The sequence below is a fragment of the Actinoplanes sp. M2I2 genome, assembly GCF_023544445.1.
Lineage (GTDB): Bacteria > Actinomycetota > Actinomycetes > Mycobacteriales > Micromonosporaceae > Actinoplanes.
On the sequence record NZ_JALPVJ010000008.1, the window covers coordinates 225,682 to 249,136 of the forward strand.

Genomic DNA, 23,455 nt, shown 5'->3' on the forward strand with positions numbered 1-23,455 from the left:
CGAGCGTCACCACCCGAGCAGGTCGCGGACACCGGGATCGGGCTCGGTGGCGGCGAGGCTCTCGCGCTGCGCCCGGTCCAGGCAGCCGAGGGCGAGCAGGGCGTGCACCACGTGGTAGCGCAGTTCCGGGTCGGAGTCGGCCAGTCGGGCCCGCAACGGCTCGCACAGCCCGGTGTCGGCGCGTACCCCAGCCCCGTCGGCGGCCGCTGCGGCGACCCGCGCCGACGGCGAGGCGAGGGCCTGCCGCAGCGCCGTCTCGGCGGCCGGCCCCGGCAGACGGCCGAGCGCTGTTCCCGCGTAGCCGGCGATGTCCGGGTCCTCGCCGGCGAGCAACGATTCCAGCACCGGCACCTGCTCGTCGCCGCCGAAGAACGGCAGCACCTCCAGGATGCCGGGGACCTGCGGCGAGGCCGGCCGCGACCGCACCGCCTCCAGCAGCTCGGACCGGGCCCGGCCGGCGTGGTCCCTCATCAACAGGGTCAGCGCCCGCTCGCGTTCGCGCCGGGCCACGGGATGCCCGTACGGGGTGAGGAGGGCGGCGAGCAACGCCGCGTAGTCCGGCTCCGGCCCGCTCATTTCAGGATGTCCTTGGCGTCGGCGGCGAAGACGGTGTTCACGGAACGGCGGAAGGCGCTCATCGCCGCCGGTGTCAGGCGCGGATCCAGCCGAAATCGCTCATACATGCCGCGGACCAGCGCCTTGGCGACGCCCGCCGCCCACTGATCGCGCATGAGCTGCAGGCGGCGGACCACGTTGGGCTCCGGTTCGAGGTAGTAGGGCTGCAGCGCGGCGTGCGCGGGGGCCAGCGGCTTGTGGAAGGGCAACGACCGGAGCAAGGAGTAGATCTCGGTCTCCTGGTAGCCGTACGCGTCCATCTCGCTGGTCCGGTCGGTGCCGACCGGCTGCACGTAGCCCGGCGCCATCGCGGCCGCCTTGTCGTACAGGGTCAGGCCGTACTCGCTGCCGGGCGTGCCGTACGGCCCGTACTCCGGGTGGCCGTGCAGCTCGTGCATCACCACGCTGAGAGCGTACGCGGGGTCGGCCTGGACGTACCGCGTGAAGGTCCGGCCGACCACGGCCACCCGGCGGCCCCCGACCGTTCCGCCCTTCGCGATCACGTTGAGGCCACGCGCCTCCACGGCCCGGACCTGCACCGAGAAGTCGGCAACGGCCAGGCCCAGGCCGGGATTGTTCGCGGTGGCCCAGGCCACGAACGCAGCCACGGCCGTGGTGGCGGCGGTGGTGTATGCCGCCTCCTGGGCGGGTGTCATGACCGGCACGGACGGTGGGACCGAGGTGGCGGCGACCTGATTGCGCTGCTCGGCCTGCACCTGTACCGGTGTCGGAGCGGCCACGCCGGTGGTCGCCTGGGCCAGCGCGAGGTTCTCGGCCTGCATGTGTGCGGACTGGGCGACCACCATGGCGTTCTCGTTCGCCATGCCCGAGCCGGCCGCGGAGGTGAGCGTGGCCGAGCGCTGCACCCGCTGCAGGACGTCCTGGACGACGTCGTTGAACGGCCCGGACGCGTCGGCCGGTGGCAGGGCGGCGAGCAGACGCTGCAGGCCGCCGCTCGGGTAGTACTTGTCCACCGCGCTCTGCCGGTCGGCGCCGGAGAGCGCGCGGTACTCGATCAGGGCGTCGCGGGCCAGCGCCGGGGTGAAGGCGAGCTTGCCGTCCAGCGCCTTCTGAGCGGCCGAGGGCCCGCGGGCGCACGACCGCAGGCCCGCTCCGCCGGAGCCCTGGCCCCGGACCTGAGGCGCCGGGCCGGGCCAGCCGCGCATCCGGGCCCGTGCGGTGGCGCCGGCCTGGTCCGCGGCCCGCTCGTCCCGCGCGCCGAGGGCGTGCGCCAGCTCGTGCGCGGTCACCATGTCCTCGGCGAGCTCACCGGCGACGTGCGCCCGGCCGAGGAAGAGCTCGCCCTCCCGGGCGACCGCGTGCGCGTCGTGGGACGCGGCCAGGGCGGCCGAGTGCTGGTCGTCGTGCACGACGACCCGGGACAGGTCCTGCCCGAAGCCGGCCTCCCAGCGCCTGCGGTCGAAGCCCATGTCAGCGGGTCTCGATCCGCAGCGACGCGTCGGGCTCGCGGGCGATCCGGACCACGATGTACTCCAGCGGCTCGGCCGGCGCCACCCCGACCAGGCACAGCAGGCGGCCGCTGTCCAGGTCGGCGCCGGTCATCGTGCCACGGTCGCAGCGCACGAAGAACGCCTCCCGGGTGCCGGCCCCGGCGAAGGCGCCGGCCTCGAAGAACCGGGTGAGCAGGCCGGTGAGCACCCGACGGATCCGGGCCCAGAGATCCGGGCCGTTGGGCTCGAACACCACCCACGCGAGCTGACGCTCCAGGGTAAGGCGCAACACGGTCATCAGCCGGGCGACGGAGAGCTGGCGCAGCCGCGGATCGAGGCTCAGTGTGCGGGCGGCGGTGAGCCGGATGCCGTCCCGCTCGCCGCGGAAAACGTTGATCCCGGCCAGATGCAGCTCGTCGTGCACGGCGCCGGGCACGTCGGTGGCCGCCCGGACCGCGCCGACGGCGATCTCGTTCGCCGGCCCCCGCGGGATCCCCAGCCGCTGCTCACGGGCGGCGATGATGCCGGCCGCGAAGGCCGCCGGGTTGAGCCGGATCAGAGCCTCCCGGTCGTCGTCCGGCGCGGCGACGTCCAGCCACGGGTGGTACGCGGCGGCGTACGGCGAGGCGAATGCGGTGCGCCACCGCAGGATCCGGGCCGGCGGCAGGCCGAGCGGCGCGTCGAGCAGCACGGTGAACTCACGCCGCCGATCGGCGAACGCGACGAGTTCCCGCTGGGCGGCGACGATCCGGTCGAGCTCGTCCGGCATCAGCGGATCGAGCCGCAGCCCGTCCAGGCCCGGTATCCGCGGCGTGGCCGGATCGGGCGGATCCGGCCGCAGGCAGGGCTGGAACTCGGGCCCGGCCGTCGAGACCTGGTCGAGGACGTCCGGATCCGCGGTGAGCGGCGCGGGGTCGTACAGGTCGGGCGCCATCAGCAGTCCCACGTCGTCGACCTCGGCCAGGCAGTGCACTCCGGCGCCGATCCGTTCGTCGCCCGGAATCCAGGACGGATCCCAGAAATCCTCGGGGACGACGTCGGCCCAGCGGTCGGCGCCGCCGGTGAAGGACGCCGACCGGATCGGCGGCAGCGCGGCGTCGGGCAGGGACAACGTCTGAGCGGCCCAGGCCGGATCCGGCCACAGCAGCGCCGACTCGGCGATCAGCACGCGGGCCAGCCAGCGGGGGTGGTCCGGGCGCAGGCCGAGGCCGGCGAACGTCTCCAGGCGCGGCAGCGCCGGGTCGGCGTCCACCACGTCGAGGCCGACGTCGACCAGCTCCACCTGGCTCGGCGCCTGCGCCACGGCCGTCTGGAACAACAGGTGCAGGCGTTGCCCGGGACCGGCCGGGTCCGGCCTCAGCTCGGCCCGCTCGGCGAACCGGAGCACCTGGGCGCCGCCGGGAAGGGTCAGGCGCAGCAGCGCGCCGGCGGTCAGCGCGGCGCTGCCGGGGCCGCGCAGGATCACCTCCGCGGTGGTCGTCCCGTCGGTCGCGAGCGGCCGGGCGACGGCGTTCAGCACCACCCGCAGCCGGTTGCCCCAGCTGCCTTCGGACCGGGCGAACAGGTACGCCGGGCCACCGCCCGTGGCGAGCCCGAGCGGGCCCGAGGCCCGGCCCTGCCGTACGTCGGCGGGTTCGGGCTCGTCGTGCACGATCCGGACAACGTACGCCCGGGCGCCGCCCTGGGCGAAGAACGTGCGCACCGCGTACGGCAGCCGCCCCGGTCCCTCGAACCCGCCGAAGGCCACCCGGTACTCGTCCCAGCTGCCCACCGCGAGCGGGACCGATCGGGCCGCCGCGGTGACCGCCAGCCAGGTGGCGACGTCCACGTCGTCGTCCGGCCGGCCCGGCGGCAGCCGCGCGGGCCCGCGCGGGCTGATCCCGGCGAACGCGGCCACGTCCCGCCGCACGGCGCGAAGGTCGTCGGGCGCGCTCGGCACGACCGCGAAGACACCCGGCGCGCCGGGAACGAAGCCGCTGCTCAGACGAACTGGATCTGCTGACAGCACAGCACGAGCTCTTCCATAGCGACCTCGGTGCCGCCCTTGCCGGACAGCGTCGGGCCGGTCCATTTCTTGGGCTGCGCCTGCAGCAGCTTCCAGGTGCTCACCGTGCTGCGGGCCTCGTCGAGCAGGCTGATCGTCACGGTGCGGGCGTCGGAGGTGCCGCGGCTGACGTCCTCGAGCCAGGCGAACAGGTCCAGCGAGCCGATCACGCCGCGCTTGCAGGTGACGTCCTCCACGGTGAACGTGTTCTGCACCTTGCGGACGGTGTTGACCTTCTCGTTGCCGTTGCGGTAGTCCGCGTACTGCACGGTGAAGCTCAGCCCGGACACGTCGGAGAAGCCACCGACGATGGTGCCCTCGTCGCCGCTGCCGGTGTCACCCCCGAGCGAGACGATGAAGTTGAAGCCCGGATAGGGATTGTCACGGAAGGTGGCCATGGACGGTTCCTTTCCCTGCTGCCGGCCGGGACGGATCAGGCCCGGGCGTCGGCGGTGAACTGGCCGATCCGGAAGATGACGAACTCGGCGGGCTTGGTCGGCGCCACCCCGATCAGACAGATCAGCCGGCCGTTGTCGAGGTCGTTCTGGGTCATCGTGGTGCGGTCGCAGCGGACGAAGAACGCCTCCTCGGGGGTGCCGCCGAGCAGCGCGCCGCTGAGCCACTGCACGTACAGGAAGTCCTCGACGGACTGCCGGATCCCGGCCCACAGGCGCTCGTTGTTGGGCTCGAAGACGGCGTACTGCATGGCCCGGTCGATGGAGTGCTCGAGGAAGTTGAACAGGCGGCGCACGTTGACGTACATCCACTCCGGGTCGGAGCTCATGGTGCGCGCGCCCCAGACCCGGTTGCCGCGGCCCGGGAAGAACCGCAGGGCGTTGATGCCCTCCGGGTTCAGCACGTCGTTGCGGGGGCCGTTGATGTTCACCTCGAAGCGGGTGAGTCCCTGCACCACCTCGTTCGCCGGTGCCTTGAACACGCCGCGGGTGATGTCGTTGCGGGCGTAGATGCCGGTGACGAAGCCGGAGGGCGGCAGCAGAATCCGGCGCGGCGGAGCGCCCTGAGCGGGCCGCTGCAACGGGTCGAAGACCTCGATCCACGGGTGGTACATGGCCGCCTTGGTGGTGTCGAACTTGCCGCGGAACGACCGCACCTCGGTCATCGAGCTCGCCCGCGGCGCGTCCACCACCGCGATCCGGTACTTCGCCCGCTCGACGTGCCCGATCAGCTCGGACGCGGCCGCCTGGCACAACTCCGGGTCGTCGTAGGTGCCGCCGTCGGGCAGCGCGACGATCGCGACGTCCTCGAGCTCGGCCAGCGCCGCCAGCCCGGTGGCCTTCCGCGTGGCCACGTCGGGTGAGGCGTCCAGGCCGGCCAGAAGGGCCGGGATCGGCACGGCGCCGTCGTTGCCACCGATCAGCCGGGCCCCCTCGACCGGGGTCTGCAGCGCCAGCATCAGAGCGATGGCCCGGGTGACCGAGTCCGGGGCCGTGGTGTCCAGGAAGACCACCGCGTCCTCGTCCTCCGGGTCGTCGGCCTGCAGGAGATGGCCGATCCAGCGGCGCTGCGCGGGGTGGGTGGCCAGGTCGCCGTACGCGTCGACGCGCTCGGCGTCCGGCTGCACCAGCACCTGCAGCACGATCTCCTTGATGATCGTCGCGGTGGTGGTGGGCACGGCGCCGCCGTCCGCCTTCCGGAACGTCTGCTGGGCGCGGCCGGCGACGTCCCGGACGTCCGGGTCCTCCACGACCACGGCGAGCGAGTCCGCCGTCAGGTCCGCGTCCGCGAGTGGCGGCTCGGCCGGCCCCTCGGTGATCTCCACGACCGCACCGTGCCCCAGGGCCGTGGCCTGGGTGCCGAACGCCTCGTTCTGATAGGCGCAGTTGCGCTTGCGGACCGGCCGAACGGTGATCAGCGTGTTGCCGTACCGGCCCGGCCAGCGGGCCCGCCAGGTCGCGTTGTCGCCGGTGCCGAACGGCAGCGCCAGCGCGCTCAGGCCGAAGTCGAGTTCGGGGTCGGCGCCGGTGGGCGCGAAGACGCGGCTGACGTAGAGCCGCCGGCCGCCGTTGAGGAAGAACGCCCGGGCGGCGTGGGCCAGGTAGGCCTCGCGGGCCGGTTCTCCGTCGAACGGCACGATCGGCTCCAGCCCGCCGTACACCCGCTCGAACTCGGTGAAGCTGGTGATCAGCCGCGGCTCGGTGCTCCGCGGGCCGTTCACGTATTGGACCGGACCGTACCGGCACATGCCGGCGAACCCGGTGGTGCTGGTCGCGACCCCTTCGATGGACTTCGACCGGAACGACGTCTCCTCGACGTACACGCCGGGAGAGAGATACTCGGGCATGCGACGGACTCCTCGCGGTTACGGGGTGATGGCGATCGGGAGGAAGGTCTCCCGGCCGAGTGCGAGCTCGGCCACGAAGGGACCGGACTCGGGCCCGTCCCACAGCGAGCGGCCGGTCCGCACCGGGTCGGTGAGCGGGTCGGCGTCGGCGAAGGTGGTCTCCACCGGCAGGTCCCAGATCGGGTCGACCTGAGGGACCAGAGGGTCGCCCGGCGGCGGAACGCCATCCGGCGGCACGGTCACGGTGACCAGCACCGGCAACAGGTCGGGCGGCATGGTCAGCACGCCGTCCGGCCCGGTGACGATCAGGGTGAACTCGCCGCGGTCGTCCCCGTGCGCCCAGCCGAGGTCGTCGCCGTCCTCGTCGCGCGCCACCGCCCGTACCCAGCGCACCGGCTGGGCGATCCCGTCCGCGTCCGGTCGGGTGACCCGGCCGCGGATCACCGTGGCGCCCGGTCCCGGCCCGCCGGCCGCGCCGGGGAACAGGTGCACCCGGAAGATCCGCCGGTACAGCGGGTCGGGCGGGTCGGCGGGAACCGGATCGTGGTGGAGCCGGAGTCGCAGCCGCCGGGGCACCAGGGCGCGCCCCGCCGGCCCGGGCGGCTCGACCACCCGTACGGTGAGATCGTCCACGTCCCGGCCCAGGCGGGCGAACCGGCCGCTGCGGTGGCGGGTCAGCGCGGTCAGCGCATCGTCCAAGGTCAGTCCGGGCGGCCAGCGCCGCCAGGTGTGCAACGGCGCCGGGCGCTTCTCGTCGAGCACCGTCACCGGCCGGGGGAACCGCTCGCCGGGATAGCCGGGCGACGTGCTGAGCGCGTCGATCAGCTCCACGCCGATGCCCAGCCGGACGATCGTCTCGGCGTAGCGGGCCGGGACGAACAGATTGCCGGGCGGCATGGTCATGGCAGCGACGCCGAGGAGGGCGACAGCCCGCGGACGGCGGCGAGGACGTCCGGGTGCCCGGGCTCCGCCGGCGCGTCGATGCGCGCCACCCGCGCGAGATAGGCCACGCTCAGCCGGTAGTCGACCGGCAGCGTCTCGAAGGTGCGCAGGACGTCCTCGGTGACCAGATCCTCGTTGACGATCTGGACCGCCTCGCCCGGCCGCCAGCCCCCGGAGGGATGCAACCGGGGCCCGGCCAGCACCGGCCGCGCCTCCAGGCACTGCATCGTCGCGCCGATCATGCGCAGCTCGTTCTCGATGTCGCTGTCCCACGCGGTGAGCAGCAGGTGGACGTCGAGCGGAAGGTGGATCGTCCCGTCCTGCGCGGCGACCGCGGCCCACGGCGCGCGGGTGGCGCGGTTGATGTCCACCCGCCACACGAAGATCGAGAGCGTGGGGAACCGGATCGGATTGTCGGCGTCCGCGTTGATCTTCGCGAAGTCGGTGGTCTGCACGAGCCGGGCCACCGGCCGGGCCCGGAAGGCGTCCTCGTTCGCCTCGTCCATGGCCACGAAGCAGCGGTTCAACTGCTCGCGGACGCTCAGCGCGACCGCGGCCACGGTTCCAAAGCCGGCCATGGATCCGGAGTGTTGGCGGCACCCGTCACTCCAGCGTCACCTCCCCGACAGTTGACTTGAAAAGCCTCTTCGGGTGACGTTCCCGTGACGATCGCGGCGGGAGGATTCGGTCACGGGAACGACGGCCGGGGAGGCGCGGAAGCCCATGGACACGAAGTCGCGCGACGAGACACCGATCATCCGGCTGCGGTTGCTCGACGGCTTCGTGCTGTTGGTCGACGGCAACGCGGTCGACATCCAGCCGGCCGGCCAGCGGTTACTGGCCTTCCTCGCACTCACCGGCGCGCCGGTCGAACGTACCTTCGCCGCCGGCCAGCTGTGGCCGGACGCCTCCGAGGAGCGCGCCAAGGCCAACCTGCGCTCGGCGATCTGGCGGATCCGGCGCATCCACTGCGCGCTGGTCCGGCCGTCGAAGAGCCATGTCACCCTGATGTCGACCGTCTGGGTCGACGTCCAGGACGGACTGCGCGAGCTGACCTCGGTCGGCCGCACGCTGGAGCTGATCGACGACGTCGACGTGAACGTGGTGCTGCACGAGGACCTGCTGCCCGACTGGTACGACGACTGGCTGGTCAACGAGCGCGAACGGATCCGCCAGCTGCGCCTGCACATGTTCGAGCGCTGCGCGTGCGAGCTGATCGACCAGGGCCGGATCGGCGAGGCGATCCAGATCGGCCTGCGCGGGATCGCGATGGATTCCCTCCGGGAGAGCGCACACCGGGTCGTCGTGCGGGCTCACCTGGCTGAGGGAAACATCTGCGAGGCGCTGGGTCAGTACCATCGCTTCGCCGAGCTGCTGCGGCGCGAGCTCGGCCTGTCGCCGTCCGAGCGCTTCCAGGCGTTGCTGTCGCCCTGGCTGCCGGACGTCTCCGATCCGCCCCCGGTCCTGGTCGGCGCGGTCCCGACGGTCTGAGAGCGAGCAGCGTCAGGGCTTACAGGCGACCGCGCCGTAGACGGAGACCTGGGCGTCGGACGGCGCCGGGGCGGTCGGCTCGCCCAGCTCGGGGCGCCACTCCGGCAGGATGCGCAGGCCGGGCTCGACCAGGTCGAGGCCGGTGAGGAAACGCTCGATCTCGGGCCGGGAGCGGACCTTCATGGTGACGCCCTGCTTGCGGTAGACCTCGGCCACCTTGTCCCACGCCTCCGGCCGGAAGTCACCGGTCAGATGCGACACCGCCAGGTAGCTGCCCGCCGGCAGCGCGGCCAGGAGCTGCTCGACGAGGCCCCACGGGTCGTGCTCGTCGCCGATGAAGTGCGGCGTCGAGGACACGGCGGCCGGCTTCCAACTCCCACAGGACGCGTAGCTCCTCGCCGAGCCCGTAGTCCTCGACGCTGGACAGAGTCACCAGGGTCTGGCCCTCGCCAACCGCACTAGCCTTCACGTCGAACGGGATGGCAGTCGGCAGGATCTCCTTGACAACCCAGTGCCGTGCCGGCCCCGCAGCGCCGCCTGAGATCCCAGCCGTATTCGGCTTCGGGTCAGTAGCCGCGGTTCCCGACCGCCGCGCGGGCGAACGCCGGCGTACGCCCGTTGGCCAGCTCGCCGGCGAACCAGGCGCCGAACCCGGAGATGGCGAGCGCGATGAGCTCCAGCAGGAACAGGCCGACGCCGGCCTGGCGGTCGGGGTCGCCGACGCGGACCATCACGATCACTGCGAAGAGGAAGAGCACGCCCATGTTGAGCAGGACGCGGAGCACGCCGATGCGCTTGGCGTCGGCCCGGCGCACGAAGGCCAGGTCGATGGCGCTCGCGATGGCGGCGGCGATGCCTCCCACCAGGCCGGCGACCAGGTTCCAATAGGCCAGTGATCCGACGATTGCCGGGGCCCCGAGCAGATTGGCGAGATCAAAGATGACGGCCATCGCGAACAACCCGAGGGGGAACAACACCAGGATGGGTTGCACCGCCTGGCCAGCGATCTTCAGTCGGCTCTCCATGCGGCTCATCGCCCTTCCACCTGCGATTTCACAGGTTCAACAGTGGCATCCAACGGTGCCCTACCCGGCCGGTTCATCTATGAAACGCCACAAGCCGGTCAGGGTGACGCGCCACTCATGCTGACTCGGCTTGTACGCAATCTGCAACGTGGCAGATTGAGTTATGGCGGACAGCCGTACGGCATGCTCTACTGGTTGCAGGGCAACGAGGGCGGTGCCCGAGGGGAGACAGTTCACAACAACGGCACCCGGCGGCAACCGGGTGCCGTTCTCGCCTCTGCGAACGTTCTCTGGTGACTTCGAACGAGCGGGCGGGAACAGGTCTTTCTAACGTCATCGTGGCTGGGCCACCCCGTTCCTCGCAAGGAGTTGGGGTGAGGAGTGCGCCATGAGCAAACGTACCTACTATGACGGCCCCGATGCGATGATTACCGACGATTTGTTCATCTGGCGGGGGACACCTGCCAAGAGCTTCGTCGTGCGCGATCTTCGCAATGTCGGGGAAGCGCGGGTCGCCGCGCAGCCGGCCTCTCCGGCCGCGGTGCTGGCGGTCGCCGCCGGTACGGTCGCGGCTGTCGGCGCCGGGTGGACGCTGCTGGAGCCTCCCACCGCCTATGCGATCGGGCTTCTCGCCGTGCTGGTTCCGTTCGCCTTCACCGTGCCGTCCATGGTCCGCCGTCCCCGAGGGTGGGAACTTCACGCGTCCTACCGGGGGGCGGTCGTGGTCCTCTACGCCTGCGGCGACGAGCGCCAGTTCGGGCAGGTCAAGCGCGCTCTACGGAGGGCCATCGAGAACACCCGGCCGCACGGTAAGGGACTCGACCTCGCTGCCGCCTGACCTTGTTGAGCGAAACCCCACCCCGGTGTCACTCGTCTGATAGGACGGTAATAGCATCTGCCAGCAACCTCGCTGAGTGCTACTTGGCAGTCAGCGAGGTGGCAGATTGCTGACGTGTTACGCCGGACCTACTTCAACGGTGAAGGACAAATGGCCGAGGGCGACTCGCCTACGATCGCGCGCCGACGTGTACGCATGGCGATACGTGAGGCTCGTGAGGCGATTCCGCTCACCCAGGCGCAGATCGCCGAGGACATGGAGTGGTCCCTCAGCAAGGTCATTCGCATCGAGAACGGCGAGGTCTCGATCTCGATCAATGACCTGCGCGGCCTGCTGGCTCTGCTCGGCGTCCGCGAGAAATCGGTTGTCGACTCGCTTCTCGCTGACGCGCGTATTGCGCGGACCCGTTCGCAGCGGGCGTACGCCTGGTGGCAGGAGCCGCGTTTCCGTAACAACATATCCGATGCGTTCCGCCGCTTCCTGGAGTACGAGGCGGAGGCGACGGAACTGCGGTCGTTCAATGTCTACTACGTCCATGGCCCGTTGCAGACGCCGCAATACGCGGCCGCGTTGACCGGCACCTGGTCGGAAGACGGCGAGTTCTCCCAGGCGAAGGTCGACGCCCTGGTCGAGATCCGACGTCAGCGCCGCGACGCGATGTTGCAGCGCACTTCGCCTCTGCGATATCTCGTTCTTGCCGATCAGTCGGTCTTCATGCGGCCCATCGGCGGGATCACCGTCTTCATCGATCAGCTGCGGCAGATCGTTGATCTTTCTGGTCGTGGGCTCGTCAAGCTGCGGATGCTTCCCTTCGATCTGGGGATGACCATCGCCAACAACGGCAGCTTCGAGCTCTTGACCGTCGACCCGCGCCGCCCGGACAGCGACATCATGTATCGCGAGAACGGCGTGATGGACGAGACGGTCGAAAATCGTGCCGAGACAGTTCGGCACCGAAGACGTTTTGAACAACTTTGGCAAGCGGCTGACAATGAAAGCGACACAATCGCGTTCGTCAAGAAGCGCATAGAAACTCTCGAGGCGATCTCTCCGGACCGTCGAAGTTGAACCTAAATTAATAGCGATTCACTCTTTTCTCAAACTATGCGCGAAAGGCTTGGAGATTCACGTGCGAGAGGTCGAGTCGCCCCAGTGGCGTAAGAGCAGCCGTTGTGCCAGTGGAAACTGTGTCGAAGTGGCCAAGGTCGACGGTCATTATCTGGTCAGAGACAGTAAGAACCCCGACAGCCCGGCTCACGCGTTCACCGAGGCCGAGTGGCTCGCGTTCGTCGCCGGCGTGAAGGCCGACGAGTTCAGCTTCTGATCGGATTCGTCGCGTTCGCGCCGGTGCGGCGCTTTCCCGGGGCGGCATGTCGCGTTGTCATGTCGCCCCGGGATCATCGGTGCCGTTTCCGGGTTGGAGGAGCCGAGTAGCATCGGTCGTCCGGTCCGGACCGACGTAGCGCGATCACCGTCCGCACGTGTGCCGTAAAACGGACGGATCCGGGTAAGAGCGGCCCTTTTGGTGGGGCATACCGGTCTTATTTCTTATTTCGGCCAGCATTCACGATATTCATTCCCGCCGGATCTGGAAACGGACGCTTACCGTGGAATCCGGGAACCGGCGCGGAGGTGCGTGATGATCGAAATGACCGAGAATCTGCGATGGAGCAAGGCCAAACGCTGCGCGGGCGGCGACTGCGTGGAGGTGGCCCTCACCGGCGGCCACGTTCTGGTCCGCAACTCGAAGAACCCGGATGAGGTCCTGTCCTTCACCGGCGATGAATGGGAGGCCTTCCTCGACGGCGTCAAGGAGGGGGAGTTTTCTTCCTGATGTGCGGAAGTCCTGGCGAAGCGCTGGTGGGCCGTCGGCCGAGGGCGGCATACTGCGCTGGTGAGGGCTGACCCGCGCGGTGCTCGTTTCGCCGTCCTCCAAGAGACGGCTGAGGCGTTGCTGGAGGAGTTGGCGCAGCGGTACGTGGTCGACCGCCGGGAGAGCAAGGAGCTCCTGGCACCGGCCGACGCGCTGGTGCGGATGGAAAGACTCATGCCGCGGACGCCGGCGGCCGCGCCGCTTGCTGTCGCGTTCACCGAGACGCCGGGAGTCGCTCTACGTCTCGGCCGTTGGTGGGTCGAGACGCTGCCGGGGTGTGCGTGCGAAGTGTGCGACGAGGACCCGGCCCAGCTGGCCGATCTTCTTCGTCTGCAAGCTTCCGCTCTGGTGGAGGGCGGCCTGTGGGAGCGTGTCCGGCGCGGAGTCGGTGGCTCCTGGTATGAGAGCCGGCTCATCGGCCGGGGCATCAACGCGCGCCGGGAGGGGCCGTTGACCAGGGCGGATGCCCGAGAGGCCCGGCGCAGCGGCTTTGCCGCGGCTGTGCAGTGGGCACCGTGGCCGCCTCGCCCTCACCCGGAGGGCGACACGCCTTAGGCGCGGAACAGCGTCAGCAGGGCTCGGATGCCGCGGCGCTCGATCACGCTGGCCATGGACAGGTTGCCCCGGCAGAAGGACTCGAAGGCACGCCAGCCGAGCGGGGTGGCCATCGCCGTGTGCACGATGCGGGGGTGACGGGAGAAGGCGGCGAGCATGCGGCTGCCCGCGGACATCTCGGGCGCCAGCTCGGTGGTCACGCGCTGCTCGTACTCGGGAAGGGTCTTCCAGTTGGCGCCGGCCCACGCGCCGGAACGCAGGGCGTAGCTGATGCCCTCGCGGGTCCACGGTTCCAGCAGGCCGGCGGCGTCGCCGACGACCACGACCTGGCCGCGCCGCAGCGGGGAGCCGGTGCTGCGGCAGCGCGTGAGATGGCCGGAATCGCGGAGCACCTCGCGGTCGGTGAGGCCCAGGCGCTCGCGGAAGTCGGTCAGGTACTCCTTCGTCTCGGCGCCGTGCCCCTTCGTCATGATCACGCCGACGGTGAGCTCGTCCTCCTTGGGGAAGACCCAGCCGTACGATCCGGGGAACGCGCCCCAGTCGAGCAGGACCCGGCCCCGCCAGGCCGCGCGGTCGGCCGGCGTGGCGGCCAGCTCCACCTCGAGCCCGAGGTCCTGCTGCGCGAAGGTCACGCCCACGTAGCGCGAGGTGACCCCGGCCGAGCCGTCGGCCCCGATGATGACCCGGGCGGTGATCTGCTCACCGTCGGTGAGGGTGACAACTCCCTGGTCGACCGTCCGTACCTGAGTGTTCTGCCGCACCACGGCGCCGGCGGTCACCGCGGCCGCATACCAGGCGTGATCGAAGTCGTCGCGGCGGACCAGGGTGAGGAACGGGGCCGGACCGGCGGCGCGCCTGGTGAACGAGTGCCGCCCCGCGCGGGTGAAGGTCAATGCGGTGATCTTGTCGCGGGCGGGCACGTCGATGTGCTCGGCGGCGTACGTGAGGGACGTGCCGATGAGGCCGCCGCCGCAGGTCTTGTAGCGCGGGTGCTCGGCCCGCTCGAGCACGATCGTGCGGGCTCCGGCGGCCGCGGCCGCACGCGCCGCGGACAGACCGGCCGGTCCGCCGCCCACCACTGCCACATCCCAAGCCGGCTCCACGATCACGGGGCGGAAGTGTAATCGGGCAACCTTATGTACGCTCGTACGCATGACCACGATGCGCGAGCGCATGCTCGCCGGTGAGCTCTACCGGGCCGACGATCCGGCTCTCTTCGACGACATGGCGCGCGCCTCGGCGCTGTCCCATCGCCTCAACACGGCCGACCCCACGGATCACGCCCTGCGTCGTGAGCTGCTCACCGAGCTGCTCGGGGGCTTCGGCGAGGACAGCGAGATCCGTCCGCCGTTCCGGTGTGACTACGGCTACCAGACCTTCGTCGGCGCCCGGACGTTCGCGAACTTCGGGCTGATCAGCCTCGATGTGGCGACCGTCACGATCGGCGACGACGTGCAGATCGGGCCGAACGTGCAGCTGCTCACGGCCTGGCACCCGGTCGCCGCCGGGCCCCGGCGTGACAAGTGGGAGGCGGCCTCGCCGATCGTCATCGGAGACAACGTGTGGCTCGGCGGCGGTGTCATCGTCCTGCCGGGAGTGACCATCGGTGACAACACGGTGGTCGGGGCGGGAGCCGTGGTGACCAAGGACCTGCCACCGGACGTGGTCGCCGTGGGCAACCCGGCCCGCGTGATCCGGCCGGTGGAGCCGTGACCGCCGTGCCCGCGGCCCGGTCGCCGCGACGGTACGACCCCGACCGCAAGAGCCGGATCGTCCAGGCGGCCATCGAGGTGATCGCCGAGCACGGCGTCGCGGGCACCACCAGCCGGCGCATCGCGGCCGCCGCGGACGTGCCGCTGGGCTCGATCACCTACCACTTCGACAGCGTCGAGGACCTGCTCGAGCAGGCCTTCCGTCGGCACGCCGAGCTGATGTCACCGCGCTACGAGGCCCACTTCGACGGCGTCACCGACCTGGCGAGCTTCGCCGACGCGGTCACCGACCTGATCAACGGGGACGCCGGCGGCGACGCGCACGACTGGGCTGTGTCGTACGAGCTCTACCTCGCGGCTCTGCGCAACCCCGCCCTGCGCGGCGTGACCGACGCCTGGATGCGCCGCTCACGAACCGTGCTCGAGCGGTTCATCGATCCGGTCACCGCGCGAGGGATCGACGCGGTCATCGAGGGGCTGGTCATGCACCTCATCCTGTCCACCGCCACCTGCGACCGCGCGGAGACCCGTACGATCGTCGGCCGTTTCCTCGGAGTGCCCCAGTGACGTCCACCGTGCAGAGCGCGCCGGAGGTGCGGGCGGCGAGCCGCGCCGTCTACGCCGCTTTCATCCTGGCCGGCGTGGCCGCCGCCAGCTGGGCCTCCCGCATCCCGCAGGTCCGGGACGAACTGGGCCTGACCCCGTCGCGCCTCGGGCTCGTGCTGCTCGCGCTGGCCGCCGGCTCGATCGTGTCGCTGCTGCTGGCCGGGCAGATCGTCGCCCGTTTCGGCTCCGGCCGGACGGTCGCCACGATGGGCGTGCTGCTCGGCGCGGCCCTGTTCGCGGTCTCGTTCGGCTACGAACACGGCGTGCTGCCGGTCATGCTGTCGCTCTTCGCGTTCGGCTTCGCCAACGGCGCGTGGGACGTGGGCATGAACGTGCAGGGCGCCATCGTCGAACGCCGCCTCGGCAAGGCCATCATGCCCCGCTTCCACGCCGGTTTCAGCATCGGCACGGTCGCGGGCGCCCTGGCCGGGGCGGCCGCCGTCGCGATCGGTGTCTCGGTCACCCTCCACCTCGCGGTGACCGCGGTGCTGATCGCCGTGATCGTGGTCGTCGCGGTCCGCGCCTTCGTTCCCGACGACGCCGGCCCGGCGCCGGCGGTGACCCCCTCCGACCCGACCATGGTCGGCTCGACCGCACCGGTCACCAAGCGCAACGGCCTTTCGGACGCGCTGGCTACCTGGCGTGAACCACGCACGCTCGTCGTCGGCGTCTTCGTGCTGGCGTTCGCCTTCACCGAGGGTGCCGGGATCGACTGGATCAGCCTCTCCATGATCGATAGTTACGGCACGTCGGCGGCGGTCGGCACGCTGGCCTTCGCGCTCTTCCTGGCCGCCATGACCGCCGGCCGCTGGTTCGGGCCGGCCCTGCTCGACCGCTACGGCCGCGTGCCGGTGGTCCGCGTGCTGGCCGCCGTCAGCCTCGCCGGCCTGGCGCTGTACATCCTCGGCCCGACCACCCCGATGGCCTTCGTCGGCGCGCTCTTCTGGGGGCTGGGGGCGTCCCTCGGCTTCCCGGTCGGGATGAGCGCCGCCGCCGACGACCCGGCCCACGCCGCGTCCCGGGTCAGCGTCGTCGCCTCCATCGGCTACTGCGCGTTCCTCGGTGGCCCACCCCTGATCGGCTTCCTCGGCGACCACGTGACGGTCAAGAACGCGCTGGTCGCGGTCGCCGTCCTGCTGATCGTCTCGATCACCATCGCGGGCGCGGTCAAGCCGTTGCCGGATTCCGCGGACGCGTCGTGAGTCGCGGTGCGTACGATCGCGGCCGTGGGCAGCAGTTATCAGACGATCCTGGCGGCCGGTGACCTGGCCGACCTCCGGGCGGCCGTGTCGGCCTGGCATCAGGAGGCGGTCATCGTCCCGGTCGCCGAGCGCCGGTGGGCCGTGGTGCCGGTGCAGGAGGACGGCGTCTACGCCGAGACCGAAGGGCTGGCGCAGCACCTGAGCTCGATCGACGGCGGGGTGGCGGCGTCGTTCAACGTCTTCGACTCCGACGTCCTGGTGGCTCTGCTCTTCCGGGCCGGTCGCGGCTACCACGACTACCTGTCGGATCAGGCCGACCTCGTCGAGGGCTGGGACGACGACGACAACGAGATCCTGTACGACATGCTGGGCCGGCCGTACCTGCCGGATGAGACACCGCCGGCCGGACCCTTCGGCGCCGACCCGGTCGCGTTCGTGGCGCTGGGCGTGGGCCCGGTGGACAAGGACGCGCTCGAAGCCGCGCTCAGCCGTCCGGGCGGGCGTGCGGTCGAGCGGCACCACGCCGTCCTGCACGCGCTGAACGTCGACCCCCGCCCGCTGACCATGACCTTCGACGAGGTCGCGGCCGCCTATCCGACCGGAGCCTGACCATGGCCAAGCCCCACCTTCGTCCCTCCCTGACGGCCGCGCAGAAGGCGACCGAGGACACCGAGCCCTCGGACGCCGGTGCGGTCGAGTCGCTGCCCGCGCAGGTGTTCGGCGTGGTGACCGCGGACGGCCGGTGTCCCACCTGCGGCAAGGTGGTCACCGACGTCAACGCCGAGCCGCTGGACTACCAGGAGCTGGACGACGGGTCCCTGCTGGTCGAGTCGGTCGTCTTTGTGGTGCTGCCCTGCGGTCACGACTTCACCCGCCCGGTCGAGGTGCGCTGAGCGGGCGACCGCTATTTCAGCACCAGGCGGCCGGTGGACTCGAACTGGGCGAGGTCGGCGAGGGTCTCGTCGAGCACGAACGACTTGGGGCCGGGCAGCGCGTCGAGCGGGAAGAAGCCGGCGTCGACCGACTCCTCGGTCTGGCGCAGCAGCTCGCCCTCCCAGGTGTGGATCCGGAACGACATGAGGATCTGCTGGTAGGTGTGGCCGTAGTCGTTCGTGTAGGTGTAGGCGCTGTAGAACGCGAACGGCGTCAGCGACGTGGCCCGCAGCCCCGTCTCCTCCCACACCTCGCGGATCGCGCAGTCCTCCATGCTCTCGCCCAGCTCCATCGCCCCGGCCGGGATGGCCCAGCGATGGTTGTCGGAGCGCTGGATCAGCAGCAGCCTGTTCTGGTCGTCGAGGATCACGCCGCGCGCCCCGACGAAGAGGATGGTGTCGGAATCCCCGACGCTCGCCCGCACCTTGCCGAGATAAGACTCGGCCCACGTCAATGCCACGGGCCAACTCTAGTCACGCCGACTTTCGGGCCGCCTTCTTCGCGGGGGCGGGCGTGGCTTTCTTGGTGGCGGCCTTCTTGGCCGGGGCTTTCTTGGCGGCTGCTTTCTTGGCCGGCGCCGGCGGTGACGATGACGCGGGGGCCTTGGCGGGCGCCGGGGCCGTCTCGCCGCGGGCCGCCTTGGCCCGCTCGACCGACGCCTTGAGCGCCGCCATCAGGTCGACCGCGGCGGCCGGCGCCTCCTCGGTCTCCTCCGGCTGGACGATCTCGCGGCCCTCGACCTTGGCGTCGATGACCTCCTGCAGGGCGGCCCGGTAGTTGTCGGTGAACTCGTCGGCCTTGAAACTGCCGGCCATCGAGTCGATCAGCGAGCTGGCCATGGCCAGCTCGGCCGGGCGGGTCTCGATGTCCTCGTCGAGGAAGCCGAAATCGGGAGTGCGTACCTCGTCGGGCCAGAGCATCGTGTTGAGCACCAGCACGCCGTCGTGCACCCGCAGCGTGGCCAGCTGCTCCCGCTGACGCAGGGCGATCTTGACGATGGCCACCCGGTCGGCGTCCTGCAGGGCGTCGCGCAACAACACGTACGGCTTGGCCGCCTGGCCCTCGGGCTCCAGGTAGTACGACTTCGCGAACAGGATGGGGTCGATCTGCTCGGCCGGAACGAATTCCAGCACGTCGATCGCGCGCGAGGTGGTCAGCGGCAGATCGGCGAAGTCCTCGTCGGTGAGGATGACCATCTCGCCGCCGCCGATGTCGTAGCCCTTGGCGATGTCGTCGTAGCTGACCACTTCGCCGTCGATGGAGCAGGTGCGCTGGTATTTGATCCGGCCACCGTCGGTGCGGTGCACCTGGTGGAACCGGATGTCCTTCTCCTCGGTCGCCGAGAACAGCTTGACGGCGATGGACACCAGCCCGAAGGAGACCGCGCCCTTCCAGATCGCTCGCATCACTACTCCTGTACCCGCGGGTGGACGTCCTGATCAGGATGGCATCACTGAGACCCCTGCGTAAGGTGTTCCCTACTGCCTATGGTGATCAGGTGCCTGGTGCGCCGCTGTCTCCCATGCTGGCGACCGCCGGCGCGCTGCCGGCCGGGCCGGGGTGGAGCTACGAGTTCAAGTGGGACGGGGTGCGGGTTCTCGCCCTCTTCGCCGGAGGTCCACCCGACCTGTTCGCGCGCTCCGGAGCGGTCGTCACCGCCGCGTACCCCGAGATCGCCGAGTTGCGGCTGCCGGAGGGCACGCTGGTCGACGGCGAGATGGTGGTGCTCGACGCGGCCGGGCGGCCCTCGTTCACCGCCCTGGCCGAGCGCATGCACGTGCGCGAGCGCCATCGGGCCGCCCGCCTGGCCGTGACGCTCCCGGTGACGTACATGATCTTCGACTTGCTCTTCCACGACGGCCGGGACTGCACCGGGCTGCCCTATCAGGCCCGGCGCGCGAAACTCGAGCAGCTCGGGCTGGCCGGATCGAGCTGGATGGTGCCGCCGTCGTTCGGCGACGGGCCGGCCACCGCGGACGCGGCCCGGGAGAACAGCCTCGAGGGCGTGGTGGCCAAGCGGGACAGCTCGGTCTATCTGCCGGGCAGCCGCTCGCCGGACTGGGTCAAGGTCAAGTTCGACCGGACCGGCGACTACGTGATCGGCGGCTGGCGGGCGGGCGTACGCAAGCTCGGCGGCCTGCTCGTCGGTGTTCCGACCCCGGCCGGTCTGGCCTTCCGCGGGCGGGTCGGCGGCGGCATCGGCGCGGTCGCCGAGAAGGAGCTGCTGGCCGCGCTCGAGCCGCTGGCCCGGCGGGAGTCGCCGTTCGCGCCCGGGGCGGTGCCCCGGGAGGATTCCCGCGGAGCCCACTGGGTACGTCCGGAGCTGGTCGTCGAGGTGCGCTACGGCAACCGGACACCGGACGGCCGGTTGCGTTTCCCCCGTTACCTGCGGCTGCGCTACGACAAGTCTCCCGAGGAGTGCGCGGAGGAGGACGACGATGGCCGGTGACCGGTTCCCCATCTCGATCGACGGCCGCGACCTGGAGTTGTCCAACCTCGACAAGGTGATGTACCCGGCGGCCGGGTTCACCAAGGGTGAGGTCATCGACTACTACACGCGGATCGCCCCGGTCATGCTCCCGCACCTGGCCGACCGTGCGGTCACCCGCATCCGCTACCCGAACGGCGTCGACGGGATGCACTTCTTCGAGAAGAACAAGCCCGGGGGTACGCCGGAGTGGGTCCGGCTGGCGACGCTGCCGGTGCCCGGGTCGACCAAGAGCCGCGAGACGATCGACTTCGTGGTCGTCGACGAGCTTCCGACCCTGGTCTGGCTGGCCAACCTGGCCGCGCTCGAGCTGCACACGCCGCAGTGGCGCATCGGCGAGGACCCCGACCTGCTCGTCGTCGACCTCGACCCGGGGGCGCCGGCCGGGCTGCGGGAGTGCAGCGCGGTGGCGATGCTGATGCGCGACCGGCTCGAGGAGGACGGCGTCGCGGCGTACCCGAAGACGTCCGGGAAGAAGGGCATGCAGCTGTGCTGCCCGATCTCGGGCACGCAGAACGCCGAGCTCGTCTCCGCGTACGCCAAACGGGTCGCGGAGGAGCTGGCGGCGATGGTCCCCGGCTCGATCACCGCCAAGATGGCCAAGGCCATCCGGCCGGGCAAGATCTTCATCGACTGGAGCCAGAACAACGCCGCCAAGACCACGGTCACGCCCTACTCCCTGAGGGCGCAGGAGGCGCCGACCGCTTCGACTCCCTTGACCTGGGAGGAAGTGGAGGCCGTGGCGACCGGCGCCCGGGAGCCGCGGCAGTACCGCGCCGACGAGGTGCTCGAGCGCGTTGAGGAGCACGGCGACCTGATGAAGGATCTGCTCGAGCCGGGGCCGGCCCTGCCGGTCTAGCGCTACCTTGCGTCGCAAGGTACTGTGTGGCGCATGGCAGATGTCTCGCAGTTGGCGACGAGTCTGCGCCGCGGCACGCTCGAGTTCTGTGTCCTGGCCATGGTGGAAACCGAGGACAGGTACGGCAACGAGATCGTCCGACGGCTGGGCGAGGAGCCCGGCCTGGCCGTCGGCGAGGGCACGATCTATCCGCTGCTCTCCCGCCTGCGGCGGTCGGGCTGGCTGGAAAGCAAATGGGTGGAGTCGCCGAGCGGCCCGCCGCGGCGTTATTACGGCCTGACCGTGTCCGGCCGCTCCGCGCTCGACCACTTCCGTACGGAATGGGTTTCGTTTCGACAGACCGTCGACCGACTTGTGGGAACCGGTGAGGCCGCATGAAGACCCGACAGAATGACGTCGTCACCGAATATCTGCACGAGGTCGACCAGCGACTGGCCGGCCTCCCGGTGCTGCAACGCCGCGAGTTGCTGGCCGACCTGGCCGCGCACATCGCCGCCGAGCAGGCCGAACGTCACCTGGCCAGCGAGGGCGAGGTGATCGAGGTGCTGGAGAGGCTCGGCAGCCCCGAGGTGGTGGCCGCCGCAGCCCACGAGGAGGCCGGCACCCGGCCGCAGCCCCCGGCCCGATCCCCGCTGTCGGGCCGGAGGCTTTGGCTCTACGTCGCCGTCGCCGCCGGCGTCCTGGCTGTCCTGTTCCTCTGTGCCGGCGCCATGTTCCTGGGCCGGGAGAGCGGCAGCAGCGTGGGCCCGGTCGAAACGGCGGTGGCGCCGACTCCCACTGTCCAGTCGTCCTGAATTCAGTCGATCTGGGGCAGCGCCGGGCCGAGGATGTCGTCGGCGTCGACGATCGTGTAGGCGTAGCCCTGCTCGGCCAGGAAGCGCTGCCGGTGGGCGGCGTACTCGGTGTCGATCGTGTCCCGCGAGACGACCGTGTAGAAGTGCGCCTGCCGGCCGTCGCCCTTGGGCCGCAGCACCCGGCCGAGCCGCTGCGCCTCCTCCTGCCGTGAGCCGAACGTGCCCGACACCTGGATCGCCACCGCCGCCTCGGGCAGGTCGATCGAGAAGTTGCCGACCTTGGAGAGCACGAGCGTCCGCAACTCGCCCGAGCGGAACGCGTCGAAGAGCCGCTCGCGCTCCTTGTTCGTCGTCGAGCCCTGGATGATCGGGGCGTCGAGATACTCGCCGAGCTGGTGCAGCTGGTCGATGTAGCCGCCGATGACCAGGACCTGCTCACCGGCGTGCTTGTCGACCAGGGCGCGGACGACCGGCAGCTTGGTGCGCGCGGTGGCGGCCACCCGGTAACGCTCCTCGGACTCGGTCACCGCGTAGGCCATCCGCTCGGCGTCGGTCAGCGTGACCCGCACCTCGACGCACTCGGCCGGCGCGATCCAGCCCTGCGCCTCGATGTCCTTCCACGGCGCGTCGTAGCGCTTCGGTCCGATGAGCGAGAACACGTCGCCCTCGCGGCCGTCCTCGCGCACCAGGGTGGCGGTCAGGCCGAGCCGGCGGCGGGCCTGGAGGTCGGCGGTGAACCGGAAGATCGGCGCGGGCAGCAGGTGCACCTCGTCATAGATGACCAGGCCCCAGTCGCGCGCGCCGAAAAGGTCGAGGTGGGTGAACGCGCCGCCACGGCGCGACGTGAGCACCTGGTACGTCGCGATGGTGACCGCGCGGATCTCTTTGCGCTCGCCGCTGTACTCGCCGATCTCCTCCTCGGTCAGCGAGGTGCGGGCGATCAGCTCGCGCTTCCACTGGCGGCCGGCGACCGTGTTGGTGACCAGGATCAGCGTCGTGGCCTTGGCCGTGGCCATGGCGGCCGCGCCGACCAGCGTCTTGCCGGCGCCACAGGGCAGCACCACGACCCCGGAGCCGCCCGCCCAGAAGCCGTCCACGGCCTCCTGCTGGTACGACCTCAGCGTCCAGCCGTCCTCGGCCAGGTCGATCTCGTGGGCCTCGCCGTCGACGTAACCCGCGAGGTCCTCGGCCGGCCAGCCCAGCTTGAGCAGCGCCTGCTTGAGCCGGCCCCGCTCGGACGGGTGCACCGCGATGGTCTCGTCATCGATCCGGGCGCCCAGCATGCCGGCCAGCTTCTTGGATTTCGCCACCTCGACCAGCACGATCCGGTCGAGACCGCGCAGCACCAGGCCGTGGCTGGGGTCGTTGACCAGCTGCAACCGCCCGTAGCGGTCCATCGTCTCGGCCACGTCGACCAGCAGCCCGTGCGGCACCGGGTAGCGCGAGAACTTGATCAACGAGTCGACCACGCCCTCGGCGTCGTGCCCGGCGGCCCGGGCGTTCCACAAGCCGAGCGGAGTCAGCCGGTACGTGTGCACGTGTTCGGGAGACCGCTCCAACTCGGCGAACGGGGCGATGGCCATCCGGCACGCCTGCGCGTCCGGGTGGTCCACCTCCAGCAGGAGGGTCTTGTCGGACTGGACGATCAGTGGTCCGTCGCTCACGTGTGACACCCTTCGAAGAGCTCAAACCGACCCTCCAGTGTGACACGGGATCGGCGCAAGC

General features: G+C 70.7%; 28 protein-coding genes. 15 read left to right on the plus strand and 13 right to left on the minus strand.

Annotated features, from left to right (window positions below):
* Positions 1–6: 6 nt before the first annotated feature.
* From HJC40_RS18050 to HJC40_RS18080, 7 genes are read right to left on the minus strand one after another with little or no spacing between them, the layout of a single operon-like run.
* A complete protein-coding gene (locus HJC40_RS18050; protein ID WP_250002273.1) occupies positions 7–576 on the minus strand; it encodes a HEAT repeat domain-containing protein in 570 nt (189 codons plus the stop codon).
* Positions 573–2,045, minus strand: coding sequence for a DUF4157 domain-containing protein (locus HJC40_RS18055; protein ID WP_250002274.1), 1,473 nt, complete (start codon positions 2,043–2,045; stop codon positions 573–575). The genes HJC40_RS18050 and HJC40_RS18055 overlap by 4 nt, the downstream gene beginning before the upstream one ends.
* Before the next feature lies 1 nt (position 2,046).
* Entirely contained in the window at positions 2,047–4,074 is a 2,028-nt protein-coding gene (locus tag HJC40_RS18060; protein ID WP_250002275.1) for a phage tail sheath subtilisin-like domain-containing protein, read from the minus strand.
* Positions 4,047–4,508 carry a phage tail protein gene (locus tag HJC40_RS18065; protein WP_250002276.1) on the minus strand — a complete coding sequence of 154 codons (462 nt, stop codon included), beginning with the start codon at positions 4,506–4,508 and terminating at the stop codon, positions 4,047–4,049. Before HJC40_RS18065 ends, HJC40_RS18060 begins: the two co-directional genes overlap by 28 nt.
* Positions 4,509–4,543: 35 nt before the next feature.
* Positions 4,544–6,412 (minus strand): phage tail sheath subtilisin-like domain-containing protein, encoded by a 1,869-nt coding sequence (locus HJC40_RS18070; RefSeq protein WP_250002277.1) that lies wholly within the window; start codon positions 6,410–6,412, stop codon positions 4,544–4,546.
* An 18-nt stretch (positions 6,413–6,430) separates the two neighbouring features.
* The gene (locus HJC40_RS18075) at positions 6,431–7,315 is read right to left on the minus strand and encodes a hypothetical protein (protein ID WP_250002278.1); all 885 of its coding nucleotides are present in this window, start codon (positions 7,313–7,315) and stop codon (positions 6,431–6,433) included.
* Positions 7,312–7,932: a DUF4255 domain-containing protein gene (locus HJC40_RS18080; protein ID WP_250002279.1), complete on the minus strand. Its 621-nt coding sequence runs from the start codon at positions 7,930–7,932 to the stop codon at positions 7,312–7,314. Before HJC40_RS18080 ends, HJC40_RS18075 begins: the two co-directional genes overlap by 4 nt.
* A 145-nt stretch (positions 7,933–8,077) precedes the next feature.
* On the opposite strand from HJC40_RS18080, the gene HJC40_RS18085 reads away from it, so the two are divergent.
* Positions 8,078–8,845, plus strand: coding sequence for a BTAD domain-containing putative transcriptional regulator (locus HJC40_RS18085; RefSeq protein ID WP_250002280.1), 768 nt, complete (start codon positions 8,078–8,080; stop codon positions 8,843–8,845).
* 12 nt (positions 8,846–8,857) lie between these two features.
* Here the strand turns inward: HJC40_RS18085 and HJC40_RS18090 are convergent, their stop codons facing one another.
* Complete coding sequence (locus HJC40_RS18090) at positions 8,858–9,202, minus strand: SAM-dependent methyltransferase (RefSeq protein WP_250002281.1); 345 nt, start codon at positions 9,200–9,202, stop codon at positions 8,858–8,860.
* A 209-nt stretch (positions 9,203–9,411) separates the two neighbouring features.
* Entirely contained in the window at positions 9,412–9,870 is a 459-nt protein-coding gene (locus HJC40_RS18095; RefSeq protein WP_250002282.1) for a DUF2231 domain-containing protein, read from the minus strand.
* Positions 9,871–10,258: 388 nt separating this feature from the next.
* Here HJC40_RS18095 and HJC40_RS18100 point away from each other — a divergent pair, with 388 nt between their 5' ends.
* From HJC40_RS18100 to HJC40_RS18120, 5 genes are all read left to right on the plus strand, one after another.
* Complete coding sequence (locus HJC40_RS18100) at positions 10,259–10,708, plus strand: DUF6232 family protein (protein WP_250002283.1); 450 nt, start codon at positions 10,259–10,261, stop codon at positions 10,706–10,708.
* A gap of 195 nt (positions 10,709–10,903) precedes the next feature.
* A complete protein-coding gene (locus HJC40_RS18105; protein WP_250002284.1) occupies positions 10,904–11,776 on the plus strand; it encodes a helix-turn-helix transcriptional regulator in 873 nt (290 codons plus the stop codon).
* Between the two features lie 61 nt (positions 11,777–11,837).
* Positions 11,838–12,032: a DUF397 domain-containing protein gene (locus HJC40_RS18110; protein ID WP_250002285.1), complete on the plus strand. Its 195-nt coding sequence runs from the start codon at positions 11,838–11,840 to the stop codon at positions 12,030–12,032.
* A gap of 315 nt (positions 12,033–12,347) precedes the next feature.
* The gene (locus HJC40_RS18115) at positions 12,348–12,542 is read left to right on the plus strand and encodes a DUF397 domain-containing protein (protein ID WP_374272087.1); all 195 of its coding nucleotides are present in this window, start codon (positions 12,348–12,350) and stop codon (positions 12,540–12,542) included.
* Between the two features lie 60 nt (positions 12,543–12,602).
* On the plus strand, positions 12,603–13,136 hold the full coding sequence (locus tag HJC40_RS18120; RefSeq protein ID WP_250002286.1) for a DUF6226 family protein: 534 nt from the start codon (positions 12,603–12,605) through the stop codon (positions 13,134–13,136).
* Here the strand turns inward: HJC40_RS18120 and HJC40_RS18125 are convergent.
* The gene (locus HJC40_RS18125) at positions 13,133–14,245 is read right to left on the minus strand and encodes a geranylgeranyl reductase family protein (protein ID WP_374272090.1); all 1,113 of its coding nucleotides are present in this window, start codon (positions 14,243–14,245) and stop codon (positions 13,133–13,135) included. The genes HJC40_RS18120 and HJC40_RS18125 overlap by 4 nt on opposite strands.
* A gap of 43 nt (positions 14,246–14,288) precedes the next feature.
* Here HJC40_RS18125 and HJC40_RS18130 point away from each other — a divergent pair, with 43 nt between their 5' ends.
* Genes HJC40_RS18130 through HJC40_RS18150 form a run of 5 tightly spaced genes read left to right on the plus strand, consistent with a single transcriptional unit; the run spans position 14,289 to position 17,549 of the window.
* Entirely contained in the window at positions 14,289–14,849 is a 561-nt protein-coding gene (locus HJC40_RS18130) for a sugar O-acetyltransferase (RefSeq protein WP_250002287.1), read from the plus strand.
* Positions 14,846–15,415, plus strand: coding sequence for a TetR family transcriptional regulator (locus HJC40_RS46150; protein ID WP_250002288.1), 570 nt, complete (start codon positions 14,846–14,848; stop codon positions 15,413–15,415). The genes HJC40_RS18130 and HJC40_RS46150 overlap by 4 nt, the downstream gene beginning before the upstream one ends.
* Entirely contained in the window at positions 15,412–16,656 is a 1,245-nt protein-coding gene (locus HJC40_RS18140) for an MFS transporter (RefSeq protein ID WP_250002289.1), read from the plus strand. Before HJC40_RS46150 ends, HJC40_RS18140 begins: the two co-directional genes overlap by 4 nt.
* A 24-nt stretch (positions 16,657–16,680) precedes the next feature.
* Positions 16,681–17,265 (plus strand): hypothetical protein, encoded by a 585-nt coding sequence (locus tag HJC40_RS18145; protein WP_250002290.1) that lies wholly within the window; start codon positions 16,681–16,683, stop codon positions 17,263–17,265.
* A gap of 2 nt (positions 17,266–17,267) precedes the next feature.
* Positions 17,268–17,549: a hypothetical protein gene (locus HJC40_RS18150; protein WP_250002291.1), complete on the plus strand. Its 282-nt coding sequence runs from the start codon at positions 17,268–17,270 to the stop codon at positions 17,547–17,549.
* Positions 17,550–17,560: 11 nt separating this feature from the next.
* Here the strand turns inward: HJC40_RS18150 and HJC40_RS18155 are convergent, their stop codons facing one another.
* Together HJC40_RS18155 and HJC40_RS18160 are read right to left on the minus strand one after the other, a co-directional pair.
* Positions 17,561–18,049: an NUDIX domain-containing protein gene (locus HJC40_RS18155; RefSeq protein WP_250002292.1), complete on the minus strand. Its 489-nt coding sequence runs from the start codon at positions 18,047–18,049 to the stop codon at positions 17,561–17,563.
* Positions 18,050–18,062: 13 nt separating this feature from the next.
* Positions 18,063–18,995: a Ku protein gene (locus HJC40_RS18160; protein WP_250002293.1), complete on the minus strand. Its 933-nt coding sequence runs from the start codon at positions 18,993–18,995 to the stop codon at positions 18,063–18,065.
* Positions 18,996–19,087: 92 nt separating this feature from the next.
* Between HJC40_RS18160 and ligD (HJC40_RS18165) the strand changes: the two genes are divergently transcribed.
* From ligD (HJC40_RS18165) to HJC40_RS18180, 4 genes are read left to right on the plus strand one after another with little or no spacing between them, the layout of a single operon-like run.
* A complete protein-coding gene (ligD, locus tag HJC40_RS18165; RefSeq protein WP_250002294.1) occupies positions 19,088–20,038 on the plus strand; it encodes a non-homologous end-joining DNA ligase in 951 nt (316 codons plus the stop codon).
* Positions 20,028–20,936: a non-homologous end-joining DNA ligase gene (gene ligD, locus HJC40_RS18170; protein ID WP_250002295.1), complete on the plus strand. Its 909-nt coding sequence runs from the start codon at positions 20,028–20,030 to the stop codon at positions 20,934–20,936. The genes ligD (HJC40_RS18165) and ligD (HJC40_RS18170) overlap by 11 nt, the downstream gene beginning before the upstream one ends.
* 33 nt (positions 20,937–20,969) lie before the next feature.
* Positions 20,970–21,314 carry a PadR family transcriptional regulator gene (locus HJC40_RS18175; protein ID WP_250002296.1) on the plus strand — a complete coding sequence of 115 codons (345 nt, stop codon included), beginning with the start codon at positions 20,970–20,972 and terminating at the stop codon, positions 21,312–21,314.
* Positions 21,311–21,730, plus strand: coding sequence for a hypothetical protein (locus HJC40_RS18180; protein ID WP_250002297.1), 420 nt, complete (start codon positions 21,311–21,313; stop codon positions 21,728–21,730). Before HJC40_RS18175 ends, HJC40_RS18180 begins: the two co-directional genes overlap by 4 nt.
* 2 nt (positions 21,731–21,732) lie before the next feature.
* Here HJC40_RS18180 and HJC40_RS18185 read toward each other — a convergent pair whose 3' ends face one another.
* Positions 21,733–23,394, minus strand: a complete 1,662-nt coding sequence (locus HJC40_RS18185) for a DNA repair helicase XPB (protein ID WP_250002298.1) — start codon at positions 23,392–23,394, stop codon at positions 21,733–21,735.
* Between the last annotated feature and the right edge of the window lie 61 nt (positions 23,395–23,455).

Coding starts and splice junctions, on each gene's coding strand:
- HJC40_RS18050 (WP_250002273.1), bottom strand. CDS start 576: ATGAGCGGGCCGGAGCCGGACTACGCGGCGTTGCTCGCCGCCCTCCTC.
- HJC40_RS18055 (WP_250002274.1), bottom strand. CDS start 2,045: ATGGGCTTCGACCGCAGGCGCTGGGAGGCCGGCTTCGGGCAGGACCTG.
- HJC40_RS18065 (WP_250002276.1), bottom strand. CDS start 4,508: ATGGCCACCTTCCGTGACAATCCCTATCCGGGCTTCAACTTCATCGTC.
- HJC40_RS18070 (WP_250002277.1), bottom strand. CDS start 6,412: ATGCCCGAGTATCTCTCTCCCGGCGTGTACGTCGAGGAGACGTCGTTC.
- HJC40_RS18075 (WP_250002278.1), bottom strand. CDS start 7,315: ATGACCATGCCGCCCGGCAATCTGTTCGTCCCGGCCCGCTACGCCGAG.
- HJC40_RS18080 (WP_250002279.1), bottom strand. CDS start 7,932: ATGGCCGGCTTTGGAACCGTGGCCGCGGTCGCGCTGAGCGTCCGCGAG.
- HJC40_RS18085 (WP_250002280.1), top strand. CDS start 8,078: ATGGACACGAAGTCGCGCGACGAGACACCGATCATCCGGCTGCGGTTG.
- HJC40_RS18095 (WP_250002282.1), bottom strand. CDS start 9,870: ATGGAGAGCCGACTGAAGATCGCTGGCCAGGCGGTGCAACCCATCCTG.
- HJC40_RS18100 (WP_250002283.1), top strand. CDS start 10,259: ATGAGCAAACGTACCTACTATGACGGCCCCGATGCGATGATTACCGAC.
- HJC40_RS18105 (WP_250002284.1), top strand. CDS start 10,904: ATGGCGATACGTGAGGCTCGTGAGGCGATTCCGCTCACCCAGGCGCAG.
- HJC40_RS18115 (WP_374272087.1), top strand. CDS start 12,348: ATGATCGAAATGACCGAGAATCTGCGATGGAGCAAGGCCAAACGCTGC.
- HJC40_RS18130 (WP_250002287.1), top strand. CDS start 14,289: ATGACCACGATGCGCGAGCGCATGCTCGCCGGTGAGCTCTACCGGGCC.
- HJC40_RS18150 (WP_250002291.1), top strand. CDS start 17,268: ATGGCCAAGCCCCACCTTCGTCCCTCCCTGACGGCCGCGCAGAAGGCG.
- HJC40_RS18160 (WP_250002293.1), bottom strand. CDS start 18,995: ATGCGAGCGATCTGGAAGGGCGCGGTCTCCTTCGGGCTGGTGTCCATC.
- ligD (WP_250002295.1), top strand. CDS start 20,028: ATGGCCGGTGACCGGTTCCCCATCTCGATCGACGGCCGCGACCTGGAG.
- HJC40_RS18175 (WP_250002296.1), top strand. CDS start 20,970: ATGGCAGATGTCTCGCAGTTGGCGACGAGTCTGCGCCGCGGCACGCTC.
- HJC40_RS18180 (WP_250002297.1), top strand. CDS start 21,311: ATGAAGACCCGACAGAATGACGTCGTCACCGAATATCTGCACGAGGTC.